At 69.6% G+C, this 20,491-nt stretch carries 22 protein-coding genes; 17 read left to right on the plus strand and 5 right to left on the minus strand.

The genetic code is table 11. The features are described from left to right. The first annotated feature begins 17 nt into the window (after positions 1–17). The 4 genes from AB0H62_RS19965 to AB0H62_RS19980 all read left to right on the plus strand — a co-directional run bounded on the left by AB0H62_RS19965 (position 18) and on the right by AB0H62_RS19980 (position 2,355). On the plus strand, positions 18–515 hold the full coding sequence (locus AB0H62_RS19965) for a hypothetical protein (protein WP_220241213.1): 498 nt from the start codon (positions 18–20) through the stop codon (positions 513–515). A gap of 179 nt (positions 516–694) precedes the next feature. Next, complete coding sequence (locus tag AB0H62_RS19970; protein ID WP_255638065.1) at positions 695–1,120, plus strand: STAS domain-containing protein; 426 nt, start codon at positions 695–697, stop codon at positions 1,118–1,120. Positions 1,121–1,211: 91 nt separating this feature from the next. Then, entirely contained in the window at positions 1,212–2,114 is a 903-nt protein-coding gene (locus AB0H62_RS19975; RefSeq protein WP_220241215.1) for a TIGR03619 family F420-dependent LLM class oxidoreductase, read from the plus strand. A 55-nt stretch (positions 2,115–2,169) separates the two neighbouring features. Further along, on the plus strand, positions 2,170–2,355 hold the full coding sequence (locus AB0H62_RS19980) for a hypothetical protein (RefSeq protein ID WP_220241216.1): 186 nt from the start codon (positions 2,170–2,172) through the stop codon (positions 2,353–2,355). A 228-nt stretch (positions 2,356–2,583) separates the two neighbouring features. Here AB0H62_RS19980 and AB0H62_RS19985 read toward each other — a convergent pair whose 3' ends face one another. Both AB0H62_RS19985 and AB0H62_RS19990 read right to left on the minus strand, forming a co-directional pair. After that, on the minus strand, positions 2,584–3,117 hold the full coding sequence (locus AB0H62_RS19985; RefSeq protein WP_220241218.1) for a bifunctional nuclease family protein: 534 nt from the start codon (positions 3,115–3,117) through the stop codon (positions 2,584–2,586). Between the two features lie 85 nt (positions 3,118–3,202). Beyond that, entirely contained in the window at positions 3,203–3,934 is a 732-nt protein-coding gene (locus AB0H62_RS19990; RefSeq protein WP_220241220.1) for a GAF and ANTAR domain-containing protein, read from the minus strand. A gap of 217 nt (positions 3,935–4,151) precedes the next feature. Between AB0H62_RS19990 and AB0H62_RS19995 the strand changes: the two genes are divergently transcribed. From AB0H62_RS19995 to AB0H62_RS20010, 4 genes are all read left to right on the plus strand, one after another. After that, on the plus strand, positions 4,152–4,604 hold the full coding sequence (locus tag AB0H62_RS19995) for an ATP-binding protein (RefSeq protein ID WP_220241221.1): 453 nt from the start codon (positions 4,152–4,154) through the stop codon (positions 4,602–4,604). Next, complete coding sequence (locus AB0H62_RS20000; RefSeq protein WP_220241223.1) at positions 4,601–5,386, plus strand: SigB/SigF/SigG family RNA polymerase sigma factor; 786 nt, start codon at positions 4,601–4,603, stop codon at positions 5,384–5,386. The genes AB0H62_RS19995 and AB0H62_RS20000 overlap by 4 nt, the downstream gene beginning before the upstream one ends. Before the next feature lie 189 nt (positions 5,387–5,575). Further along, positions 5,576–5,989 (plus strand): VOC family protein, encoded by a 414-nt coding sequence (locus tag AB0H62_RS20005; protein WP_220241225.1) that lies wholly within the window; start codon positions 5,576–5,578, stop codon positions 5,987–5,989. 82 nt (positions 5,990–6,071) lie between these two features. Continuing rightward, positions 6,072–7,367 (plus strand): NAD(P)/FAD-dependent oxidoreductase, encoded by a 1,296-nt coding sequence (locus AB0H62_RS20010; RefSeq protein ID WP_220241227.1) that lies wholly within the window; start codon positions 6,072–6,074, stop codon positions 7,365–7,367. Positions 7,368–7,404: 37 nt separating this feature from the next. Here AB0H62_RS20010 and AB0H62_RS20015 read toward each other — a convergent pair whose 3' ends face one another. Beyond that, positions 7,405–7,929 (minus strand): L,D-transpeptidase, encoded by a 525-nt coding sequence (locus tag AB0H62_RS20015; RefSeq protein ID WP_220241229.1) that lies wholly within the window; start codon positions 7,927–7,929, stop codon positions 7,405–7,407. A gap of 149 nt (positions 7,930–8,078) precedes the next feature. Between AB0H62_RS20015 and AB0H62_RS20020 the strand changes: the two genes are divergently transcribed. Further along, the gene (locus AB0H62_RS20020) at positions 8,079–9,110 is read left to right on the plus strand and encodes an LLM class flavin-dependent oxidoreductase (protein WP_220241231.1); all 1,032 of its coding nucleotides are present in this window, start codon (positions 8,079–8,081) and stop codon (positions 9,108–9,110) included. Between the two features lie 22 nt (positions 9,111–9,132). Here AB0H62_RS20020 and AB0H62_RS20025 read toward each other — a convergent pair whose 3' ends face one another. Both AB0H62_RS20025 and AB0H62_RS20030 read right to left on the minus strand, forming a co-directional pair. Continuing rightward, on the minus strand, positions 9,133–9,675 hold the full coding sequence (locus AB0H62_RS20025; RefSeq protein ID WP_220241233.1) for an enoyl-CoA hydratase-related protein: 543 nt from the start codon (positions 9,673–9,675) through the stop codon (positions 9,133–9,135). 46 nt (positions 9,676–9,721) lie between these two features. Further along, positions 9,722–11,503, minus strand: coding sequence for a helix-turn-helix domain-containing protein (locus tag AB0H62_RS20030; protein ID WP_220241234.1), 1,782 nt, complete (start codon positions 11,501–11,503; stop codon positions 9,722–9,724). A 277-nt stretch (positions 11,504–11,780) separates the two neighbouring features. On the opposite strand from AB0H62_RS20030, the gene AB0H62_RS20035 reads away from it, so the two are divergent. The 8 genes from AB0H62_RS20035 (at position 11,781) to groL (ending at position 20,482) form a co-directional block, all read left to right on the plus strand. Further along, positions 11,781–13,418: an aromatic/alkene/methane monooxygenase hydroxylase/oxygenase subunit alpha gene (locus AB0H62_RS20035; RefSeq protein WP_220241236.1), complete on the plus strand. Its 1,638-nt coding sequence runs from the start codon at positions 11,781–11,783 to the stop codon at positions 13,416–13,418. 89 nt (positions 13,419–13,507) lie between these two features. Beyond that, on the plus strand, positions 13,508–14,557 hold the full coding sequence (locus tag AB0H62_RS20040) for an FAD-binding oxidoreductase (RefSeq protein WP_220241237.1): 1,050 nt from the start codon (positions 13,508–13,510) through the stop codon (positions 14,555–14,557). 54 nt (positions 14,558–14,611) lie between these two features. Beyond that, the gene (locus tag AB0H62_RS20045; protein WP_220241239.1) at positions 14,612–15,715 is read left to right on the plus strand and encodes an aromatic/alkene monooxygenase hydroxylase subunit beta; all 1,104 of its coding nucleotides are present in this window, start codon (positions 14,612–14,614) and stop codon (positions 15,713–15,715) included. Beyond that, positions 15,712–16,062, plus strand: coding sequence for a propane 2-monooxygenase effector subunit MimD (mimD, locus tag AB0H62_RS20050; RefSeq protein WP_220241241.1), 351 nt, complete (start codon positions 15,712–15,714; stop codon positions 16,060–16,062). The genes AB0H62_RS20045 and mimD overlap by 4 nt, the downstream gene beginning before the upstream one ends. A gap of 100 nt (positions 16,063–16,162) precedes the next feature. Continuing rightward, entirely contained in the window at positions 16,163–17,197 is a 1,035-nt protein-coding gene (locus AB0H62_RS20055) for an amidohydrolase family protein (protein ID WP_220241243.1), read from the plus strand. Next, positions 17,194–17,760, plus strand: a complete 567-nt coding sequence (locus AB0H62_RS20060; protein WP_360587386.1) for an iron-sulfur cluster assembly protein — start codon at positions 17,194–17,196, stop codon at positions 17,758–17,760. The genes AB0H62_RS20055 and AB0H62_RS20060 overlap by 4 nt, the downstream gene beginning before the upstream one ends. Further along, positions 17,757–18,782, plus strand: a complete 1,026-nt coding sequence (locus AB0H62_RS20065) for an NAD(P)-dependent alcohol dehydrogenase (protein WP_360587388.1) — start codon at positions 17,757–17,759, stop codon at positions 18,780–18,782. Before AB0H62_RS20060 ends, AB0H62_RS20065 begins: the two co-directional genes overlap by 4 nt. A 50-nt stretch (positions 18,783–18,832) precedes the next feature. Continuing rightward, entirely contained in the window at positions 18,833–20,482 is a 1,650-nt protein-coding gene (groL, locus tag AB0H62_RS20070) for a chaperonin GroEL (protein WP_220241249.1), read from the plus strand. The last annotated feature ends 9 nt before the right edge of the window (positions 20,483–20,491 follow it).

Consider the following 20,491-nt stretch of genomic DNA (forward strand, 5'->3'; position numbering starts at 1 on the left):
GGGCCTAATGTCCTCACATGAGCGATCTGCCGCGGTTTCCTGACGACTCCACGCCGCCTTCCTTCTCCGGCGAACCCCCACGTCCGGCCGTGCCCAACACCATCACGGTCGCGTTCTGGGCGTTCGTCGCCTCGACCGTGATCGGCATCGTCGCCGCCCTGCTGCTGTTCGGGCAGAAGGACGACCTCGTCGACGCCGCCCGCCGCACCAATCCCAACCTCGACCAGGCGCAGCTCGACCAGGCCGCGAACATCGCGCTCATCGTGGCGGTCGTGATCGCGGTCATCATCGCGCTGCTGTACCTGCTGTTCGCGGTGAAGCTGCGCGCCGGTCGCAACTGGGCGCGGATCGTGCTGACCGTGCTCACGGCGCTGCAGGTCCTGTCGCTCCTCACTGGCAATGGCGGCACCTGGCTGAGCTACCTCTCGGCGCTGGCAGCCGTGATCGGCGTCGTGTTCTCGTTCCTCGGCGATTCCAACGCCTACATAGCGGCGGGCAAGCAGGTTCGGAGGTAACCACTCCGGCAGCGGCTGGCGGCTCTAGTGCACGTGCACTACTCTGGGTCTTGGTTGAGTCACCAGCCGCCGCGATTTCACCGCGCTCCGGGAGCGTTGGCGCCGATCGGCTGGGATGCCCGAACTCCGGCCCGGGTCGGCCGTGACCCGGGTGCGCGTTCTACGAGAGGCGGGCCGCGATGAGCGCCCTACGCCGCACGAAAGCTCCTTCCGCCAGGGTCGGCCACGTCGACCCGAAACGCCTGCTCGACCTGCACGTCCACCGGCCCGTGCCAGGCGTGTCCGTGGTGGAGGTGGTGGGCGAGGTGGATCTCTGCACCGCCCCGCACCTCGCCGAGGTCGTCGAAGCCAGGATCCGCAGCACGGTCGGCGTAGTGATCATCGACCTCGGCCGCACCACGTTCCTCGCCGTCGCCGGCCTGAAGGTCCTGCGCCGCATGCAGCTGCTGGCCGAGCTCCTCGACACCGACTTCTACGTGGACCCCGGCGACTCCCACCCGGCTCGCCGCCTGCTTCAGCTCATGCCACTCGGCTGCGAACGCCCCGGCGCCGCAGCGGGCCTCTCACCCGTCCACGTCCCCGGCCAGCGGCGGCTCACCACCTGACGGTTTCCCGGCGCACATCCCTGGCCGCGGACCCGGGATCCGATGGCAAGATCACCACGGGGACCACCACCGCGGACGCCGGGAGAGCACCATGCGCATCGGTTTCACCCTGCCCCAGTTCGGCCCGTTCGCCGGAGACGGCTCGGGCGTCACCCGCTTCGCCCGGCGTGCCGAGGAGCTCGGTGCCGCGAGCCTGTGGGTCGGCGACCGCCTGCTCGCACCGGTGCACCCGACGGTCGGGTACGGCGGCTCCGACGCGATCCCGGCCGAGTTCGCCGTGCGGCTCGACCCGTTCGCGCTGCTGGCCGCCGCGGCCGCGGTGACCGAGCGGGTGCGGCTCGGCACCAACGTGCTCAACGCGCCCTGGTACCCGCCCGCTCTGCTCGCGCGCTCGCTCACCACGATCGACGCGCTCAGCGGTGGCCGGCTGGTCCCTGGGCTGGGCACGGGCTGGTCTCCCGAGGAGTACGAGGCCGTGAACGTGCCGATGACCGAACGCGGCGCGCGCCTCGACGAATGCCTCGACGCCCTCGAAGCACTGTGGACCACCGATCCCGCCGAATACCGCGGCCGGCACTGGACCGTGCCCGAAACCCACGACTCGTTCAAGCCGCTCCGCACGCCGCCGGTGTACCTCGCCGGGTACGCGCCGGCCGCGATGCGCCGGATCGCGCGGCGGGCGGCTGGCTGGCTGCCGGTGATCACGCCGCCGGCCGAGTACGACCCGGCGACCGCGATCCTGGCGCCGCTGGCGAACCTGCGGCAGCTGGCCGAGGAGGCCGGCCGTGACCCCGCGGAACTGGGCGCGATCCTGCGCGTCTACCCGCGGGCCGGCGCCGGCGTGGCGGACGTGGTCACGGCCATCGAGCGCACCGCCCAGGACACCGAGCTTCGCGACGTGTTCGTCGACCTCACCTTCACCGCGCGCAGCACCGACCACGCCCTCGAGCTCGTGGAGACGATCTTGGGGCAGACCTCCCACGAGCCCGCGTGACGCGTTCACCCTCCGTTGGTTGCCCGCCGGGGTCCGGACTGCCGAAGATGTCGGGATGATCGAGCGCCACCACCACCGGCACGAGTCCGACGAGAACGACGGACTCGCCGAGGCCGCCCAGCACGCCGGCTTCGACCTCGGGACCGACGTCGCCCAGCCGGTGGCCGGGCACGAGCACAACGCCTTCGACGCGGAGGTCGACCTCGGCGTGGACGGCGAGCCGCCGGAGCTGCGCGGCTGACCGAAGATCATCCCCGGGTACGAAGATGGCCCCCGACCGGAGCCAGGTCGGGGGCCATCGTCTCGGGCCGGTGCGCTGTGCCCGCCTCTCGGCAGATCGCGCGACGCGGCGCAGGCCGGATGCCGAGGCAGCCGGACGGAACACCGCCTCGACGAGGGGTGAGCCCGGCGGACACGAAACGCATCGACCGCCTCTTTCAACATCACGAGCGGCGATCGCTATTCCCGCTCAGGCGGGCCCTGGTCCGGGGTCGCGGAAGTCGTCCGGGCTGACCTCGTCGAGCAGGTCGCGGAACTGGCGGATCTCGTCCTCGGTGCCCACGCCCGGCTCGCCGCCGAGCGCTTCGGCCGGGTCCTCGCCGCCGGCCACCGTCACGTCCACCGCGGCCTCGGCGAGCACGGCCTCGGCGACGTCGATGGGTGCGTGGGCGCGCAGCCCGACCGCGATCGCGTCGCTGGGCCGCGCCGACACGCGCACACCGTCCGAGAGCACCAAGTCGGCGTGGAAGATGCTGTCGCGCAGCTCGGTGACCTCGACGCTCGTGACTTGCCGGCCGAACGCCGACACCACCTCGAGGATGAGCTCGACCGTGCCCGGCCGGGCCGAGGTCACCTGCTCCTGCGCGGCGGCGAGTTCCTGCGCCTCCGGTGCGCCGATGGTGATGGCCAGCCAGCGGCGCTGCCCCGTTTCCTCGCGCAGCAGCACCACCGGCGCCACCTCCTGGGCGACAACGGCGAGACCCTGGACCCGCACTTGCACCATGTGATTCACCCGCTTCCGGACTGAGATCCCCCTGGGGGACATACCCAGTGTCGCGCGCGGGCACGCGTACCCGCGCGGGGCGGGGTCAGGTAAAACTGGACACGGCGGCCACGAACTCGGCCGCCACGTCGTAGAGCTTGCGGTTTCCGTCCTGCGAACGCTTCACGAGCCGTTGGAAAGCTTCCTCGGCCGTGATGCGGTGAGCGGCCATCAGGATGCCTTTGGCCTGGTCGATGACGGCACGCGTGTCCAGCGCGCGGTTGAGCTGCGCCACCAGCTCCTGCGCGTCGAAGTAGCGCCGCGCGCTGCGCAGGCCGAACACCACCGTGGCGGTGTAGAGCTCCAGGATTTTCACCTCGAGGTCGCTGAACCCGTGTTCGCCGAACCCGAACAGGTTCATCGCGCCGCTGATGTCGCCGTCGACGGTGAGCGGGGCGGCGAGGAAGCTCGCCACGCCGAGTTCGTCGGCGGCCGAGGCGAACTGCGGCCACTGGTCGGCCACCGCGCCGACGCCGACCCGCACGGGCGCCCCCGTCTCGGCCGCGCGCAGGCACGGCCCGTCGCCGATGCGGTACTGCTCGCGGTCGAAGTTCACCGCGCGCTGGTCGGTGCTGGCGACGGTCTCCCCGACGCCGTCCCGCACCAGCGTGATGCTGGCCATGTCTGCCCCGGCCACCACACCGACCACGTGCTCGCAGACCGCCTGCAGCATCTGGCCGAGATCGAGTTCCTGGTGGTCGAGCATCGCGGTCAGCGACTCCATCGCCACGGTGACTTCGTCAAGCCGCGCGGATAGCCGTTCCTGGCCGCCGGTCATGTTTCCCAGACCCTTCTCTTGGGTACTTGACGGGCGCTGCAGACCAGGCGAGACCCGGGCGCGCGCCACTACTGGCCGCTAGCGCTTTAACGGGTCCTCGGGCGACATTACTGCATCCCGATCACCTGTCCGGCACGCGGTGCCGCTCCCTCTCACCACCCCGTACGAGTCGCGAAACCGAGGTGTCGAAGCCTGACCGAGTGGGTATGCGGGGGGCATGGAGAACGAAGCAGCCGGCAGCTCGCCGAGCCAAGGGATGCCGGCGGTCGACAACCTGCTCGCCGAGGTGGTCGAGCTGCGTCTGCCCGCCGAGACCGCGCAGATCCCGCTGGTACGGATGCTGGCCCAGGCGGTGGCCGCGCGCGCCGACTACGGGCTCGACGCGATCGCCGACGCGAAGATGGCTGTCGACGAGGCCTGCGCGCAGCTCGTGGAACTCGCCGACTTCGGCGAGACCATGACCTGCCGCTTCCACGTGGCACCCGAGGGCATCGCGATCACCGTGGAGACCCGCACCGGGCACGCGCGGCTGCCGAGCGAGCGCAGCTTCGGCTGGCACGTGCTCACGACGCTGGCCGCCGCCGTGTCATCGACCAACACCACGGCTCCCGACGGCGTCGGCAACACCCTGGCGATCCACCTCGAGCTGGGCCCGGGGACGGCCAGGTGAACCAGCAGCCGATCACCCGGCGCCGGGACGAGTACGCCCACACGGTGCCGCTGTTCGAAGAGTTCGTCGCCCTCGACGCGGACGATCCGCGCCGCCCGCGCCTGCGCGAGCAACTGGTGACGGAGTTCCTCCCGGTCGCCGAGCACATCGCCACGCGCTTCACCGGCCGCGGCGAGCCGCGCGAGGACCTCGTGCAGGTGGCCCGCATCGGGCTGCTCAACGCCATCGACCGGTTCACCCCGGACCGCGGCCCGGACTTCCTCTCCTTCGCCGTGCCCACGATCATGGGCGAGATCCGCCGCCACTTCCGCGACACCGGCTGGTCCGTGCGCGTGCCGCGCCGGCTGAAGGAACTGCACCTCGCCCTGAGCCACGGCTCGAGCGCGCTGTCTCAGACCCTCGGCCGCGCGCCGACGCCGACGGAGCTCGCGGAGCACCTCGGGCTCGACGTCGACGAAGTCCACGAAGGTCTCATCGCCGGCAACGCCTACCAGACGCTGTCGGTCGACAAGCCCGTGCACGACGACGCGGAACCCCTCTCGCTCGCGGACACCCTCGGCGAGGAAGACGCGGAACTCGAGCACATCGAAAACCACGAGGCGCTGGAACCGCTGCTTCGCGAACTGCCGCAGCGCGAGCGCGCGATCCTCGTGATGCGCTTCTTCGGCGGTCTCACGCAAACCCAGATCGCGCACCGCGTGGGCATTTCCCAGATGCACGTCTCGCGCCTGCTGTCACAGACTCTGGAACAACTTCGCGGAAAACTCACCACCGACCCGTGAGCACGGTTATAACGGAAATCTTTTCACCGAGAACGCCGAAAACCGCCACACGGCAACGGAAATCCCCCCATCGCAGGGCACTCGTTCCCGTTACCGAAGCGCGATTTCTTCACCCGCCGGAGCGACCCCGTTGTCCACCCCTTCGTCTTCTGCAAGGATTCATTCCCTTCCACGACGAAGGAGTGTCCGGTGGCTTCGATCCTCAACCCGTACATCAGCTTCCGCGACGACGCCCGGCAGGCGATGGAGTTCTACCAGGACGTGTTCGGCGGGACGCTGACCGTGAACACGTTCGGGGAATCCGGCATGCCGGACTCCCCCGCGGCGAACAACATCATGCACGCTCAGCTCGAAACCGAGAACGGGTTCACGTTGATGGCGGCCGACACGCCGCCGGGCATGGACCACAACCCCGGCACCAACATCTCGGTCAGCCTCAGCGGCGACGACGGCGACCAGCTGCGCGGCTACTGGGCCAAGCTCTCCGACGGCGGCAACGTCGCGGTGCCGCTGGAGAAGCAGATGTGGGGCGACGAGTTCGGCATGTGCGTCGACAAGTTCGGCATCGGCTGGATGGTCAACATCACGCAGCCGCAGGGCTGAGCGCACCCGGCGGCACCCGGGCTGCCGCGGCCGCCGCCGGGTGACCGCCGCGTGTCCGGCAACCGTACGGGGAGGAGACGTGATGCGGGTCGTGATCGTCGGGGGCGGGTTCGCCGGGTACAACGCGGCGAAGCGGCTGCGCAGGACCGCGGACGACGACGTGGAAGTGGTGGTGGTCAACCCCACCGACTACTTCCTCTACCTGCCGCTGTTGCCGGAGGTCTCGGCCGGGCTGCTCGACCCGCGCAGCATCACCGTCTCGATCCCCGGAACCCTGCGCGGCGTGCGGCTGGTGCTGGGCACGGTGACCACTGTGGACTTCGACGCGCACACGATCGGCTACACCGACCCCGAGGACCGCGGCCACGAGCTGTCCTACGACCGGCTCGTGCTCGCAGCCGGCAGCGTGAACAAGCTCCTGCCGATCCCGGGCGTAGCCGAGACCGCCCACGGGTTCCGCGGGGTGCCGGAGGCGCTCTACCTGCGCGACCACATCACCCGTCAGATCGAGCTCGCCGCCGCGGCCGACGATCCGGAGGAGCGCACGGCTCGCTGCACGTTCGTGGTCGTGGGCGCCGGCTACACCGGCACCGAGGTCGCGGTCCAGGGTCCGGCGTTCACCGAGGCGCTCGCCGCGCGCCACCCCGAGCTCACGGGGCAGCCGGTGCGCTGGCTGCTGCTCGACATCGCCGACCGCGTGCTGCCCGAACTGGCGCCACGCCTGGGCAAGACCGCCGACACGGTGCTGCGCGAGCGCGGCGTCGAGGTCCTGATGAAGACGTCGGTGAAGGACGCCACCGCCGACGCCGTCACGCTCACCACCGGCGAACGCGTCCCGACGCGGTCGCTCGTGTGGTGCGTCGGGGTGCGGCCCGACCCGCTCGTCGCCGATGTCGGCCTGCCCACCACCAAGGGCCGCGTCGTGGTGACCGCGCAGCTCGGCGTGCCGGGCTACCCGGACGTGTTCGCGTGCGGCGACGTCGCGGCCGTGCCCGACCTGACACGGCCGGGCGAGTGCACGGCGATGACCGCGCAGCACGCGCAACGCCAGGGCAAGCTCGCGGGGACGAACGTCGCCGCGTCACTCGGGTACGGCCGGCCCGGCACCTACCGCCACCACGACCTCGGGTTCGTGGTCGACCTGGGCGCCGGCCGCGCGGCGGCCAACCCGCTGCACGTGCCGCTTTCGGGCTGGCCCGCGAAGATCGTGACCCGCGCGTACCACCTGCTGGCGATGCCGGGCAACCGCCTGCGCACCGCCACCAACTGGGGACTCGCGACGGTGAGCCGCCGCCCGACCGTCCAACTGGGACTGGTCCGGGGCTCGTCTGTGCCGCTGGACACCGACTCCCCCGAGGTACCGCACCGCCGACACTGAGTCCACTATGGAACTCATCGGTTCCACAGTGGACAGATCAGGCCTTCACCTCGACGGACGCGCCCACCGGCAGCCCGGCGAAGAACACCGCCGAGTCGGCGTCGGCCAGGTGGATGCAGCCGTGGGAGGGCTTGTCCAACGGCCCGGCGTGGAACGCGATCCCGCCGGCCGCGAAAAACACCGAGTTCGGCATCGGGTCGCCGTACTCGCTGCTGGTGTGCACCTTGTCCTTCCACGCGACCTTGAAACTGCCCACGGGCGTCGGCTGGCTCGCGTCGCCCGGTTCCATCGCGACCGGTCCGCGCACGACCACGCCGTCCTTGAGCAGCCACGCGAGCCGCAGTGACAGGCTCGCGCACGCGCCGGTCGTGACCGCGCACGGCGGGGGCGGGGGCGGAGGCGGAGTGGTCGACGTGGGCGTGGTCTCCGTGGTGGCGGGCGCGAGGCTCGAGGTCTCGGCCAGCGGCGTGGGGGTGGTGGTGGCCGCCTGCGGCGCGGCGCACGCCGTCATCGCGGCCGCGACGGCCACCAGCACTCCCGTCGCGAAGGTCTTTCCCTGCATCGACAACTCCTGTCGTCCCGGTCCACCGTGATCAACGGGTGAGCGGGCGGGAAGGTTGAGTCCGTGACCGCGGACACTACCGACAAGAAATGTTGACGCGTCATCAAAGCCTGGTAGGTTCGACGCCAGGAACTCGCGAGGAAGTGGACATGGAACTCGGTATCTACAGCTTCGGCGACCGGACGCCCGACCCGGTGACCGGTGAGCAGGTGTCGGTGGCGCAGCGGCTCGCCGAAACGGTGGAGCGCATCAAGCTCGCCGACGAGCTCGGTCTCGGGTTCTACGGCCTGGGCGAGCACCACCTGGAGCACTACGCCATCTCGAACCCCGCCACCGTGCTGGCCGCGGCGGCGAGCGTCACCGAGCACATCACGCTCGCGAGCGCGGTCACGGTCCTCTCCACCGAGGACCCGGTGCGCCTGTACCAGCAGTTCACGACGCTCGACCAGCTCAGCCGCGGCCGTGCGGAACTGCTTGCCGGGCGCGGGTCGTTCACCGAGTCGTTCCCGCTCTTCGGTGCCGACCTCGGCGACTACGACGAGCTGTTCGAAGAGAAGCTCGCCCTGCTGCTGCGCATCGACCGCGAGGACCCGATCACGTGGTCGGGCCGCTTCCGCCCGCCGCTGAACGACGCGCACATCTACCCGCGCCCGTACGGCCGGCGCCTGCGCATCTCCGTCGGCACCGGCGGAAACCCGGAGTCCTCGATCCGCGCCGGGCTGCTCGGCCTGCCCGTGGTCTACGCCGTGATCGGCGGCGAGCCGGAGCGCTTCGCGCCGCTCGTGGACCTCTACCGCCGCGCGGCCGCGGCCGGCGAGCACGCCGACGACGAGCACGACGTGACCATGGGCGCCATCGGCTTCGTCGCCGAGAACTCCCAGGACGCCAAGGAAACCTTCTACCCGTACTGGCTCGAGACGATGAAGTGGGGCGCGCGTTCGCGCGGCTGGGCCGTGCCCACGCGCCGCGAGTACGACCAGTACACCGAGGGCGCCCGCGCACTGTTCGTCGGCAGCCCGAACGAGGTGGCCGAGCGCATCATCAGCGTCGGCAAGCTGACCGGCGCCGACCGCTACGCCATGCAGATGGACTGGTCGGGCGTGCCGCACGCGAAGGTGATGAAGGCGATCGAGCTGCTGGGCACCGAGGTGCTCCCGCAGATCCGCAAGGAGTTCGGCTGAGGCCCGAGCACCGGGAAGAGCCTCAGCAGAACTGCTTCGCCCCGCCGGCCAGCCGCGCCGCCCGCTCCACCGCCACGTGCAGCAGATCGGTTGGGGCGCAACACGTTTCCACCAGTCCGGCGACGAGCGCCGCCTCCGGCGTGAACGTGCGCTCGCCCGAGCGGACCGTGCGCCAGACCGGGCCGGCGTGGCGGCGCAACACCGCCTCGACGGCGGGCGGCACGTGCGCGGCCGCGCCGAGTCCGAGCCGCCCCTGAGCCATCACGCGCAGGTCGGTGGCCGCCGCCAGGGCGTAGCCGGCGCCCAGCGCGTCTCCGCCGATCGCGGCGACGACCGGGCTCGGGTGGTTCGCGATGGCGAGCACGGCCCGCTCCAGCCGGTCCGCCGTGCCGGCGAAGCCGCGGGCGAACACGTCGTCACCGCCGGTGAGGACGACCGCGTACGAGCCGCCGATGTAGCCCAGCGCGGCGGTGATCCGGTCCAGCGTCTCGGGAACCATGCTCCCGCAAGGGTTCTCGTGCATCCGGACCACCGCGACGCCGTGGTCGTGCTCCAGGTCGATCATGCGCCGTCCTCCCCGCACCCGATCGCAGCGCCCCACGCGAGATCGCTCACGACGGGATGTCGATGCCGTAGTCCCGGATCTTGCGGTAGATCGTGGCCCTCGACATGCCGAGGGAGTGGGCCGCGCGGGACTTGTTCCCGTCGGCGTCGAGGAGGCTGCGCACGATCGCGTCGCGCTCCAGCGACTCCAGCGGGTTGAGCACGCGCTTGACCACCGTCCGGCACTCCGGCGGCAGGTCCTCGGGCTCGATCACGCCGGCGCGGCGGGTGTGCACGACCTTGCGCAGCACCTGCCGCAGCTGGGCGACGTTGCCCGGCCACTCGTTGCGCAGGAGCAGTTGCAGCGCGGCCGGCGAGCAGTGCAGCAGTGGGCCCTTGCCGAGCTGCGCGAGCAGGAACGGCACGAGCACGCGCACGTCCTCGATGTGGTGGCGCAGCGGCGGCACCGTGACCGACGTCGGGAAGTGGCGCATCAGGTCGGTGTCGAGACCGTCCTGCTCACCCTCCGACACCGTCGCGACGCCCCACACGCGGGCGTCGAGCCGCGCGTCGTCGAGCACCGCGGCCAGTGCCCGCTGCTCCTGCTGCGAGAGCTTGTCCAGGTGGCGGAACACCACCGTGCCCGGGCCCTTGCGCAGCGCGCGCCGCACCGGGACCTCCCACTCCCCCGGCTTGATGCCGTCGAGCTCCACGACCTCGCACGGCGCGCTCGCCGTGGAGCCGGAATGTGCGGCTCGGGCGACGGCGAGCTTGCCGCTGCCGGGTCCGCCCTCGACCACGGTCCACTTCCGGTCGCGCGCGAAGCGGCCGACCGAGTGACACGCCCGCACCCACAACGCGCCCGTGCCGACGATGCCGGGCAGCACGGGCTGGCGCGTGTCGGTGCGCGCGGACACGACCTCGGGCTCCTGCAGCAGCCGGGCCCGCACGACGCCGCCGGCCGGGCCGACATCGCTCGAGACCGGCGTGTACGACAGCCGCGCGCGGGCGCCGCTGGGCAGGTCCATCGACAGCGAGCGGTCCGACTGCGAGCTCAGCGCCTCGACGGCCCGGGCCAGCAGCGCGGCCTGGTCCTCGGGCACGAGCAGCTGGCGGGCGTGGTCGTTGAGCATCACGAGATCGTTGTTGACCGCGAGCACGATCCCCTGCCCGCGCCGGCACGCCCGCAGGTACGCCGAGAACAGGCTCAGCTCGCGCAGGCCGACCTGGGTGGTCAGCTCCGTCTCGATGTCGTGCGCGGTCGCCTTGGCCAGCGCCAGCAGCAGCGGGCCGGCGTCCTTCTTCCAGCACGTGAGATCCAGCAGGCCGAGGACCTGGCCCGAGATCGGGTGACGGATGGGCACGCCGGCGCACGCGAGCGTGTCGAGGTTCTCCGCGTAGTGCTCGTGACCGAACACCGCGGTCGCCTGCCTGCCTTCGAGCGCCGTGCCGATCCCGTTCGTGCCGACGAACTCCTCGGCGTAGCTGAACCCGCGCGCGAGCTGCACCCCGTCGAGGTAACGCTCGAGCGCGCGGTCCTCCGTCCGGCGGTCCAGCACCAGCGCCTGGTCGTCGGTGAGCACCACGCTCACCGCGAGGTCGCTCAGCTTGTCCTCCAGGGCGTCGAGCACCGCGCCCGCGCTCTGCAGCAGCGGCGTCTCGAGGTTGGGATCCTCCACATACGGAGTTTTCACGTGGTCGGCGGCCACCCGGTGCGTCCGGGACCGCCACCACGACGCGAGGATCGTCTTGCGGACACTTTCCGCGTCGACCTCCTCCGTGGACAAGAACTGCTCCCTGGCGTTCGCCAGCCTGTCCGGCGACGAAATGGAGGCGCCTGCGTCGGTCAAAGCCTCACCTCCCGGCAGTAGGGCGTCGTGCGCCCCGGCCAGGCACACGACGTCGTGTGCCAGTCACCATAACGGCAGCGCAGACCACTGCCTGTCTCATATTGAGACCACCATCACAGGGTACTCGCGGTGTCATTCCCTGCATCCGGACGGCGACGTGCGAGCTGCATCCGGTGCCCGGCGGCCAGGCGGCCGGGGACCGGATCACCACCCGCGAGCGGCGCGAACCAAGCCGAGCCAGGAACTGCCGACGACCGATCAGGTGGAGGTACACGGCGTGAGTCGACAAAGTCTGAGCAAGGCCCACAAGAAGATCACGGAACTGTCGTGGGAACCGACCTTCGCGACCCCCGCGAAGCGCTTCGGGACCGACTACAAGTTCGACAAGGCCCCCAAGAAGGACCCGCTCAAGCAGATCCTTCGTTCCTACTTCCCGATGGAGGAGGAAAAGGACAACCGCGTGTTCGGCGCCATGGACGGCGCCATCCGCGGCAACATGTTCCGCCAGGTCCAGGAACGCTGGATGGAGTGGCAGAAGCTGTTCCTGTCCATCATCCCGTTCCCGGAGATCTCGGCCGCCCGCGCGATGCCGATGGCGATCGACGCGGTGCCGAACCCCGAGGTGCACAACGGCCTCGCGGTGCAGATGATCGACGAGGTTCGCCACTCGACGATCCAGATGAACCTCAAGCGCCTCTACATGAACCACTACATCGACCCCGCCGGGTTCGACATCACGGAGAAGGCGTTCTCGAACAACTACGCCGGCACGATCGGCCGGCAGTTCGGCGAGGGCTTCATCACCGGTGACGCGATCACCGCCGCCAACATCTACCTGACGGTGGTGGCCGAGACCGCGTTCACGAACACCCTGTTCGTCGCCATGCCGTCGGAGGCCGCGGCCAACGGCGACTACCTGCTGCCCACGGTGTTCCACTCCGTGCAGTCCGACGAGTCCCGCCACATCAGCAACGGCTACTCCATCCTGCTGATGGCGCTGGCGGACGAGGACAACCGGACGCTGCTCGAGCGCGACCTGCGCTACGCGTGGTGGAACAACCACTGCGTGGTCGACGCGGCCATCGGCACCTTCATCGAGTACGGCACGAAGGACCGCCGCAAGGACCGTGACAGCTACGCGGAGATGTGGCGTCGGTGGATCTACGACGACTACTACCGCAGCTACCTCATCCCGCTCGAGAAGTACGGCCTGAAGATCCCCCACGACCTCGTCGAAGAGGCGTGGAACCGGATCATCAACAAGCACTACGTGCACCGCGTGGCGCAGTTCTTCGCCACCGGGTGGCCGGTGAACTACTGGCGCATCGACCCGATGACCGACACCGACTTCGAGTGGTTCGAGTCGAAGTACCCGGGCTGGTACAACCAGTTCGGCAAGTGGTGGGAGGCGTACAACCGCCTGCGCTACCCGGGCAAGAACAAGCCGATCGCGTTCGAGAACGTGGGCTACGAGTACCCGCACCGCTGCTGGACCTGCATGGTCCCCGCCCTCATCCGCGAGGACATGGTGACCGAGAAGGTCGACGGCCAGTGGCGCACCTACTGCTCGGAGACCTGCGCCTGGACCGACACCACGGCGTTCCGCGGCGAGTACGAGGGCCGCGAGACCCCGAACATGGGCCGGCTCACGGGCAAGCGCGAGTGGGAGACGCTCTACGACGGCATGGACCTCGCCGACATCATCTCCGACCTCGGCTACGTCCGCGACGACGGGAAGACTCTCATCCCGCAGCCGCACCTCGACCTCGACGACCCGAAGAAGCTGTGGACTCTCAACGACGTCCGCGGGATCACCTTCGGCAGCCCGAACATCGCGCTCAACAAGATGTCGGACGCCGAGCGCGAGGCGCACATCGCCGCGTACAAGGCGAACCCGAACGTCACGGTGGCCTGAGGCCGCACCCCGAAACGGTCCCCGCCGGGGTTCCCGGGTTCGAATCCCGGGTGCCCCGGTGGGTACCCCCATCCCCAGGAGCGGCGTCCATGGGCGACAAGCACAAGATCCGGTTCGAACCGGTCGGCATCGACATCGAGGCCGACGAGGACGAGACCATCCTCGATGCGGCCTTCCGGCAGGGCGTCATGCTCATGCACGGCTGCAAGGAGGGGCAGTGCTCGGCGTGCAAGTCCTTCTTGCTCGAGGGTGACCTGCAGATGGACCGGTACTCCACGTTCGCGTTGGCCGACTACGAAAGCGAGGAAGGGTTCGTGCTGCTCTGCCGAGGGCACGCGTACTCCGACCTCGAGATCGAGCTGACCAACTACGACGAGGACATGATCCGGTCCGGCCTGCCGGTCGTCACGGCGGGAACCACGGTGGAGTCGATCACCGACCTGACCCACGACATCTCGCTCGTCCGCCTGAAGGTGGACGAGGACGCGGGCATCCGGTTCCACCCGGGGCAGTACGTGGACATCAAGATCCCGGGCACGGACGAGCACCGTTCGTTCTCCATGGCCAACGTCACGGTGGCCGGCGGGATCCTCGAGTTCATCATCAAGCGCTACCCCGGTGGCAAGTTCTCCGGGCTGCTCGAAGGACCCCTGTCCGCCGGCGACCCGCTGGAGGTGACCGGGCCGTACGGCACGTTCACCCTGCGGGTCAGCTCCGACCGGCGGCTGGTCTTCGTCGGCGGTGGGGCCGGGATGTCCCCCATTCTGGCGCTGCTGCGGCAGATGGCGGAAAGCGGCAACGAGCGGGAGGTCGTGTACTACTACGGCGCCCGCACCGAGCGGGACCTCTTCCACCTCGACGAGATGGCGGAGCTCGCCCGGCAGCTGCCGAAGTTCCGGTTCGTGCCGTGTCTGTCCGACACCGCTCCCGAAGGCTGGCCGGGTGACGGCGAAGGCGAAACCGGGCTCGTGACCCAGGTGCTCGAACGGCGGGAGGACAACATCGCCGAATGCGACGTGTACCTGTGCGGCCCGCCGCCGATGATCGACGCGGCCCTGCCCCTGCTGGAAAGCCTGGGTGTGCCGTCAGATCAGGTCTTCTACGACAAGTTCACGATCACGGCCGCGGCGGAGGACTGACCACCGCGGGCCGATCCCACCCGAAGCAGGCCACACACACAGAGAGGTGTGCTCATGGTCAGTACGGAAAAGCCCCAGCAGAGCTTCCCGAAGCCGGAGTTCACGGGCGCCGAAGCCGGGCTGCTGGACTTCCCGAGCTCGAAGAGCCGAAGCTACAACTACTTCAAGCCGCGCAAGATGCGTGCGACGATTTACGAGGACGTGACCTTCGACGTCCAGCCCGACCCCGAGCGGCACCTCTCCCAGGGCTGGATCTACGGCTTCGCGGACGGCCCCGGCGGCTACCCGAAGGAGTGGACGGAGCTCAAGTCGGGCAACTGGCACGAGTTCCTCGACCCCAACGAGGAGTGGGAACAGACGATCTTCCGGAACAACTCCAATGTCGTCCGGCAGATCCAGCTCAACCTCGACAACGCCAAGAAAGCCGGCGCCTACCAGAACTGGGCGCCGAGCTGGAGCAAGTTCGTCGAACGGCATCTGGGTGCCTGGATGCACGCCGAGCACGGGCTCGGCATGCACGTGTTCTGCTCGGAGCAGCGCTCGGCGCCGACGAACATGATCAACAACGCGATCGCCGTGAACACCGCGCACAAGCTGCGTTTCGCTCAGGACCTCGCGCTCTACAACCTGGACCTGACCGAGTCGGGGATCGACTTCGACGGCGCGGTGCACCGTTCGGTGTGGCACGAGGACCCGGCGTGGCAGGGCGTGCGTGAGAACGTCGAGCGCCTCACGGCGATCGGAGACTGGGCCGAGTCGCTGTTCGCCGCCAACGTGGTGTTCGAGTCCCTGGTGGGTGAGCTCTTCCGCAGCCACCTGGTGATGCAGGTGGCCGCCCGCAACGGCGACTACGTCACGCCGACGGTGGTCGGTGCCGGCGAGCACGACTACGGGCGCGACCGCTCCTACACCCGGGCCCTGTTCAGCATGCTCACCAGCGACGCCGAGCACTCCGCGCAGAACAAGCGGGTGCTCACGTCGTGGCTCGAGAAGTGGGTGCCGGTGTCCGAGGCCGCCGCCCGCACGCTGCAGCCGATCTGGTCGCAGCCGCAGGAGAAGGTCGTGACCTTCGCCGAGTCCTGGGACCGCTCGGTGGCCAGCCTGCGCAGCCTCCTGTCCGACCTCTCCCTCGACGAACCGAAAGGGCTGCTTTCATGACCGCGAGCAGGCAGTTTAGCGTCGACCGCACCGCGTCGAACATGTGCGGCGTCACCCTGATGAACAACCAGAACGGCTACGTCGTGGCTGAGGTCATGCGCAGCAAGCCGGGCATCACGGTGGCGGAGTACCCGTCCATGATCCGCCTCGACGGCACGAACAAGATCGTCTTCAACTGGGACGAGATCTCCGAGGCGATCGGCTTCGACTTCGGGCAGACCGACTTCGAGGAGATCATGTCGACCCACTACGGGCGCATGGTCCACCTCGACGACGAGACGGTGCTGTTCGCCAACCCGGAGGACGCGGCCGAGTACATCGACTTCGACCTCGAACCGGTCGAGTAGCCCGCGCACGGACACCGGTTCGCCCCGAGGGGGGCCGGGCCGGGACGGTGCTCGCCGTCCCGGCCCCGGCCCCGGGGCCCTTCCCGCGAAAGGACTCCCCATGTACCGCAAGGACGGCGAGAGCTATTTCATCGTCGACAGCCACGTGCACTTCTGGGACGGCTCGCCGGCCAACCAGGCCAACCGGTACGGCAAGGGCTTCATCGAGTGCTTCTACGACCACCACCGCACTCTCAGCCCCGCCGAGTGGCTGTGGTCGCTGGAGAAGTTCGGCAAGTACTCCGAGGAGACGCTGATCGACGACCTGTTCACGACGGGCTACGTGGACAAGGCCATCTTCCAGCCGACCTACCTCACCGAGTTCTACGTCAACGGGTTCAACACGACCGAGCAGGACGGGGCCGTCGCGGAGAACAACCCTGGCAAGTTCATCGTCAACGGCGCCTTCGACCCTCGCGACGGTGAGGCCGGGCTGGACAAGCTCGAAGCGCTGGCCGAGCGGTGGGACCTCAAGGGCGTGAAGCTCTACACGGCGGAGTGGAAGGGCGAGTCGAAGGGCTGGCAGCTGTCCGACCCGTGGGCCTATCGGTACCTGGAGAAGTGCGAGCAGCTCGGGATCCGCAACGTCCACGTCCACAAAGGACCCGCGATCGACCACAGCGAGCGGGACTCGGCCGATGTCGCCGACATCGACGACGCTGCCGTCGCGTTCCCGAACCTCAACTTCGTCGTCGAGCACGTGGGCCTGCCCCGGTTCGAGGACTTCTGCTGGATCGCCACGCAGGAACCCAACGTCTACGCCTGCCTCGCGGTGGCGATGCCGTTCATCCACACGCGGCCGCGCTACTTCGCGCAGGTCGTGGGCGAGCTGTTGTACTGGCTCGGGGAGAACCGCATCACCTTCGCCAGCGACTACGCGATCTGGCAGCCGAAGTGGCTCGTCGAGTCCTTCGTGGACTTCGAGTTCCCCGAGGACATGCAGGGCGACTACGGCACGCTGACCACGGACGCGAAGAAGAAGATCCTCGGCCTCAACGCCGCGCAGCTCTACGACCTCGAAGTGCCCGCGGAGGTGACCGCCGGGATGGCCGGTGCCCGCGCGGCCGCCGAGGCGAGTTCGAAGGTCCCGGCATGACCGCGGCGACAGCGGAAACGCTGACCAGCAGAGTCTGGCGTGCCCTGGCCGACGTCGTGGACCCCGAGTTCCACGAGCCGATCACGGACCTCGGGTTCGTGGGCGGCGTCCGCGTGCGCCTGCACAACGACCGCGGCCACTCGGTTTCGGTGCGGCTGCGGCTGCCCGCGTACTTCTGCGCGCCCAACTTCGCGTACCTGATGGTGGCCGACGCGCACGACGCGGTGCTGAGCCTGCCGAGCGTCGACACGGTCGACATCGTGCTGGAGGGGCGCGCCGGCGGCGAGGTCGCCGCCGCCGGCTTCGGCGGCTCGGTCCCCGAACAGGCCGGTGGTGGGCTCGCCGAGCTCCCGGCGGGCTTCCGGCGCGAGACGCACCTGGCCTGCATGGAGCGGGCCGTGCGCAAGCTGGTGGACGAGGGCTGGCAGGTCGACGCGCAGCGGTCCCCCGAGCGCCAGAGCCTGCTGCGGTTCGCCAAGGGCGTGCGCGTGTCCATCGAGGACAGCACGAAACCGCGGTACTACCGGACCGGCGACGAGGTGCGAGAGGAGGTACCGTCGTGAAAGCGGTGCAGCTACGTGGTTACGACCGCACCCCCGAGCTCGTCGAGGTGCCCGACGCCCGCGTGCAGGGACCGCTCGACGTGGTGGTGAGGATCGGCGGCGCCGGCGTGTGCCGCACAGATCTGCACATCATCGAGGGTCAGTGGGCGGAGAAGTCGGGCGTCACGCTGCCCTACACGCTCGGCCACGAGAACGCGGGCTGGGTCGCGGAGATCGGCGAGGGTGTCACGTCGGTGTCCGTGGGCGACCCGGTGATCCTGCACCCGCTCGCCACGTGCGGGCTGTGCAAGGCGTGCCGCGCGGGCGATGACGTCCACTGTGTACAGTCGGCGTTCCCGGGCATCGACCGTGACGGTGGCTACGCGGAATACCTGCGCACCAACGCGCGGGCTGTGGTAAAGCTGGACTCCTCGCTCGAACCGGCGGCCGTGGCGGCGCTGGCCGACGCGGGGCTCACCGCGTACCACGCCGCCCGCAAGGCGGCGGCCCACCTGCACCCGGGTGAGCGCGTGGTGTCGATCGGCGCGGGCGGGCTCGGCCACATCGGCATCCAGGTGCTGAAGGCGATCAGCCCTGCGGAGCTGATCGTGGTCGACCGGTCTCCGGAGGCGCTGAAGCTCGCGGGCGAGCTCGGTGCCGACCACCTCGTGGTGGCCGACGGCTCGGAAGCCCAGGCGGTGCTCGAGCTCACGGGCGGCGAAGGCGCGGAAGCCGTCGTCGACTTCGTGGGCGAGGGCGGCGCGATCGAGGCCGGCGTGAAGATGTTGCGACGCGCCGGGAACTACTACGTGGTCGGCTACGGCGGGACGCTGGCGGTGCCGACCATCGACATCATCTCCACCGAAATCAACTTCGTCGGCAACCTCGTCGGGTCCTATTCGGATCTCGCCGAGCTCATGGTGCTTGCCGCGCAAGGAAAAGTCGCGCTGCACACCAGTAAGTACGCCCTGACCGACTTCGAGAAGGCGCTCGACGATCTGGACCGCGGCCTCGTCCGCGGCCGCGCGATCCTCGTGCCCTGACCGCCGGCAGGTTCAGCCGCGACCACGACCTCCGTACGGAAAGGACAGACATGGCCAAGGACTTGCGCTTCAACGTCGAAGCCCGCCAGCTGCTGGAGTCGGGCGTGAACGCGCTCGCCGATGCGGTGAAGGTGACGCTCGGCCCCAAGGGACGCAACGCCGTGATCGAGAAGCTCACCGGAGCCCCGACGATCACGAACGACGGCGTCACCATCGCCAAGGAGATCCAGCTGCGAAACCCGTTCGCCAACATGGGCGCGCAGCTGGTGAAGGAGGTGGCGATGAAGACCAACGGCGTGGCGGGCGACGGCACGACCACCGCCACCGTTTTGGCGCAGGCGATCGTGCGCGAAGGCCTGCGCGCCGTGGACGACGGCGCCAACCCGCAGCTGCTGAAGAACGGCATCCAGAAGGCCGTGCAGCGCGTGGTCGAGGTGCTGCAGGCCGGCGCCCGTGAGGTGACGGAGGCGGGCGACCTCGCACACGTCGCGACGCTTTCGGCGAACAACGACCCGGAGATCGGCGACATCATCGCCGAGGCGATGGGCCGCGTCGGGCTCGGCGGTGTGGTCACCGTGGAGGAGTCGCCGGCGTTCGGGCTGCAGGTGAACTTCGTGGACGGCATGGAGTTCGACAACGGCTACATCTCGCCCTACATGGCCACGGACAAGGACCGCATGGAGACGGTCTTCGAGGACCCGTACATCCTGCTCACCAACGAGAAGATCTCGAAGGTGCAGACGCTGATGCCGGTCCTGGAGCAGGTGACCCGGACGCAGAAGCCGCTGGTGATCATCTCCGAGAACGTGGACGGGCCCGCGCTGGGCATGCTCGTGGCGAACAACGTGCACAACACGTTCCGCTCGGTCGTGGTGCGCGCGCCGGGCTTCGGGCACCGACGGCTCGCGGAGCTGTCGGACCTCGGCGTATTCACCGGTGGCGAGGTCGTGACCGGCGACGCGGGGCAGAGCATCGACGCGGTGCGCCTGGAGCAGTTGGGCCGGTGCCGTCGCATCACCGTCACCGAGGGCAGCACCACGCTCGTCGGCGGTGCGGGCGCCGACACCGCGGTGTCGGCGCGGATCGAGCAGATCAAGCGGGAGCTGGAGCGCGCCGAGAACGAACACGACCAGGACAGCCTCCAAGCACGGATCGCGCGGCTTTCGGGCAGCGTCGCGGTGATCCACGTCGGCGCGGCCACCGAGGTCGAGCTGCGGGAGAAGCAGCACCGCGTGGAGGACTCGCTGTCGGCCACGCGCGCCGCGATCGAGGAGGGCATCGTCGCCGGCGGCGGCACCGCCCTCGTGCAGGCCCGTGCCGAGGTCGACAGCCTCGACCTCACCGGCGACGCCGCCGTGGGCCGCGACATCGTCCGGCGCGCGCTGGTCGAGCCCCTGCGCTGGATCGCCATCAACGCCGGCTACGACGGTGACGAGGTCCTCGCCGCCGTCGGCTCGTCCGCTCCGGGCCACGGCTTCAACGCCCTCACGGGCGAGTACGGCGACATGTTCGAGGCCGGCGTCATCGACCCCCTCAAGGTGACCCGCTCGGCTCTGCAGAGCGCGGCGTCCATCGCGGCTCTGCTGCTGACCACGGAGACGCTCGTGGTGGAGGAGATCATCCAGAACCCGGGCGCCATCATCGCTCCCGGCTTCGGTGACCTCGCGGAGGGCATGGTGCGGCCTTCCAACATCTACTGACCGCAGCCG

It is taken from the genome of Amycolatopsis sp. NPDC050768 (genome assembly GCF_040654155.1).
Classification (GTDB): Bacteria; Actinomycetota; Actinomycetes; order Mycobacteriales; family Pseudonocardiaceae; genus Amycolatopsis.

Bases quoted from the DNA above. Each gene is read 5' to 3' on its own strand.
- AB0H62_RS19965 (WP_220241213.1), top strand. From the start codon at position 18: ATGAGCGATCTGCCGCGGTTTCCTGACGACTCCACGCCGCCTTCCTTC.
- AB0H62_RS19970 (WP_255638065.1), top strand. From the start codon at position 695: ATGAGCGCCCTACGCCGCACGAAAGCTCCTTCCGCCAGGGTCGGCCAC.
- AB0H62_RS19975 (WP_220241215.1), top strand. From the start codon at position 1,212: ATGCGCATCGGTTTCACCCTGCCCCAGTTCGGCCCGTTCGCCGGAGAC.
- AB0H62_RS19980 (WP_220241216.1), top strand. From the start codon at position 2,170: ATGATCGAGCGCCACCACCACCGGCACGAGTCCGACGAGAACGACGGA.
- AB0H62_RS19985 (WP_220241218.1), bottom strand. From the start codon at position 3,117: ATGGTGCAAGTGCGGGTCCAGGGTCTCGCCGTTGTCGCCCAGGAGGTG.
- AB0H62_RS19990 (WP_220241220.1), bottom strand. From the start codon at position 3,934: ATGACCGGCGGCCAGGAACGGCTATCCGCGCGGCTTGACGAAGTCACC.
- AB0H62_RS19995 (WP_220241221.1), top strand. From the start codon at position 4,152: ATGGAGAACGAAGCAGCCGGCAGCTCGCCGAGCCAAGGGATGCCGGCG.
- AB0H62_RS20010 (WP_220241227.1), top strand. From the start codon at position 6,072: ATGCGGGTCGTGATCGTCGGGGGCGGGTTCGCCGGGTACAACGCGGCG.
- AB0H62_RS20015 (WP_220241229.1), bottom strand. From the start codon at position 7,929: ATGCAGGGAAAGACCTTCGCGACGGGAGTGCTGGTGGCCGTCGCGGCC.
- AB0H62_RS20020 (WP_220241231.1), top strand. From the start codon at position 8,079: ATGGAACTCGGTATCTACAGCTTCGGCGACCGGACGCCCGACCCGGTG.
- AB0H62_RS20025 (WP_220241233.1), bottom strand. From the start codon at position 9,675: ATGATCGACCTGGAGCACGACCACGGCGTCGCGGTGGTCCGGATGCAC.
- AB0H62_RS20040 (WP_220241237.1), top strand. From the start codon at position 13,508: ATGGGCGACAAGCACAAGATCCGGTTCGAACCGGTCGGCATCGACATC.
- AB0H62_RS20045 (WP_220241239.1), top strand. From the start codon at position 14,612: ATGGTCAGTACGGAAAAGCCCCAGCAGAGCTTCCCGAAGCCGGAGTTC.
- mimD (WP_220241241.1), top strand. From the start codon at position 15,712: ATGACCGCGAGCAGGCAGTTTAGCGTCGACCGCACCGCGTCGAACATG.
- AB0H62_RS20055 (WP_220241243.1), top strand. From the start codon at position 16,163: ATGTACCGCAAGGACGGCGAGAGCTATTTCATCGTCGACAGCCACGTG.
- AB0H62_RS20060 (WP_360587386.1), top strand. From the start codon at position 17,194: ATGACCGCGGCGACAGCGGAAACGCTGACCAGCAGAGTCTGGCGTGCC.
- groL (WP_220241249.1), top strand. From the start codon at position 18,833: ATGGCCAAGGACTTGCGCTTCAACGTCGAAGCCCGCCAGCTGCTGGAG.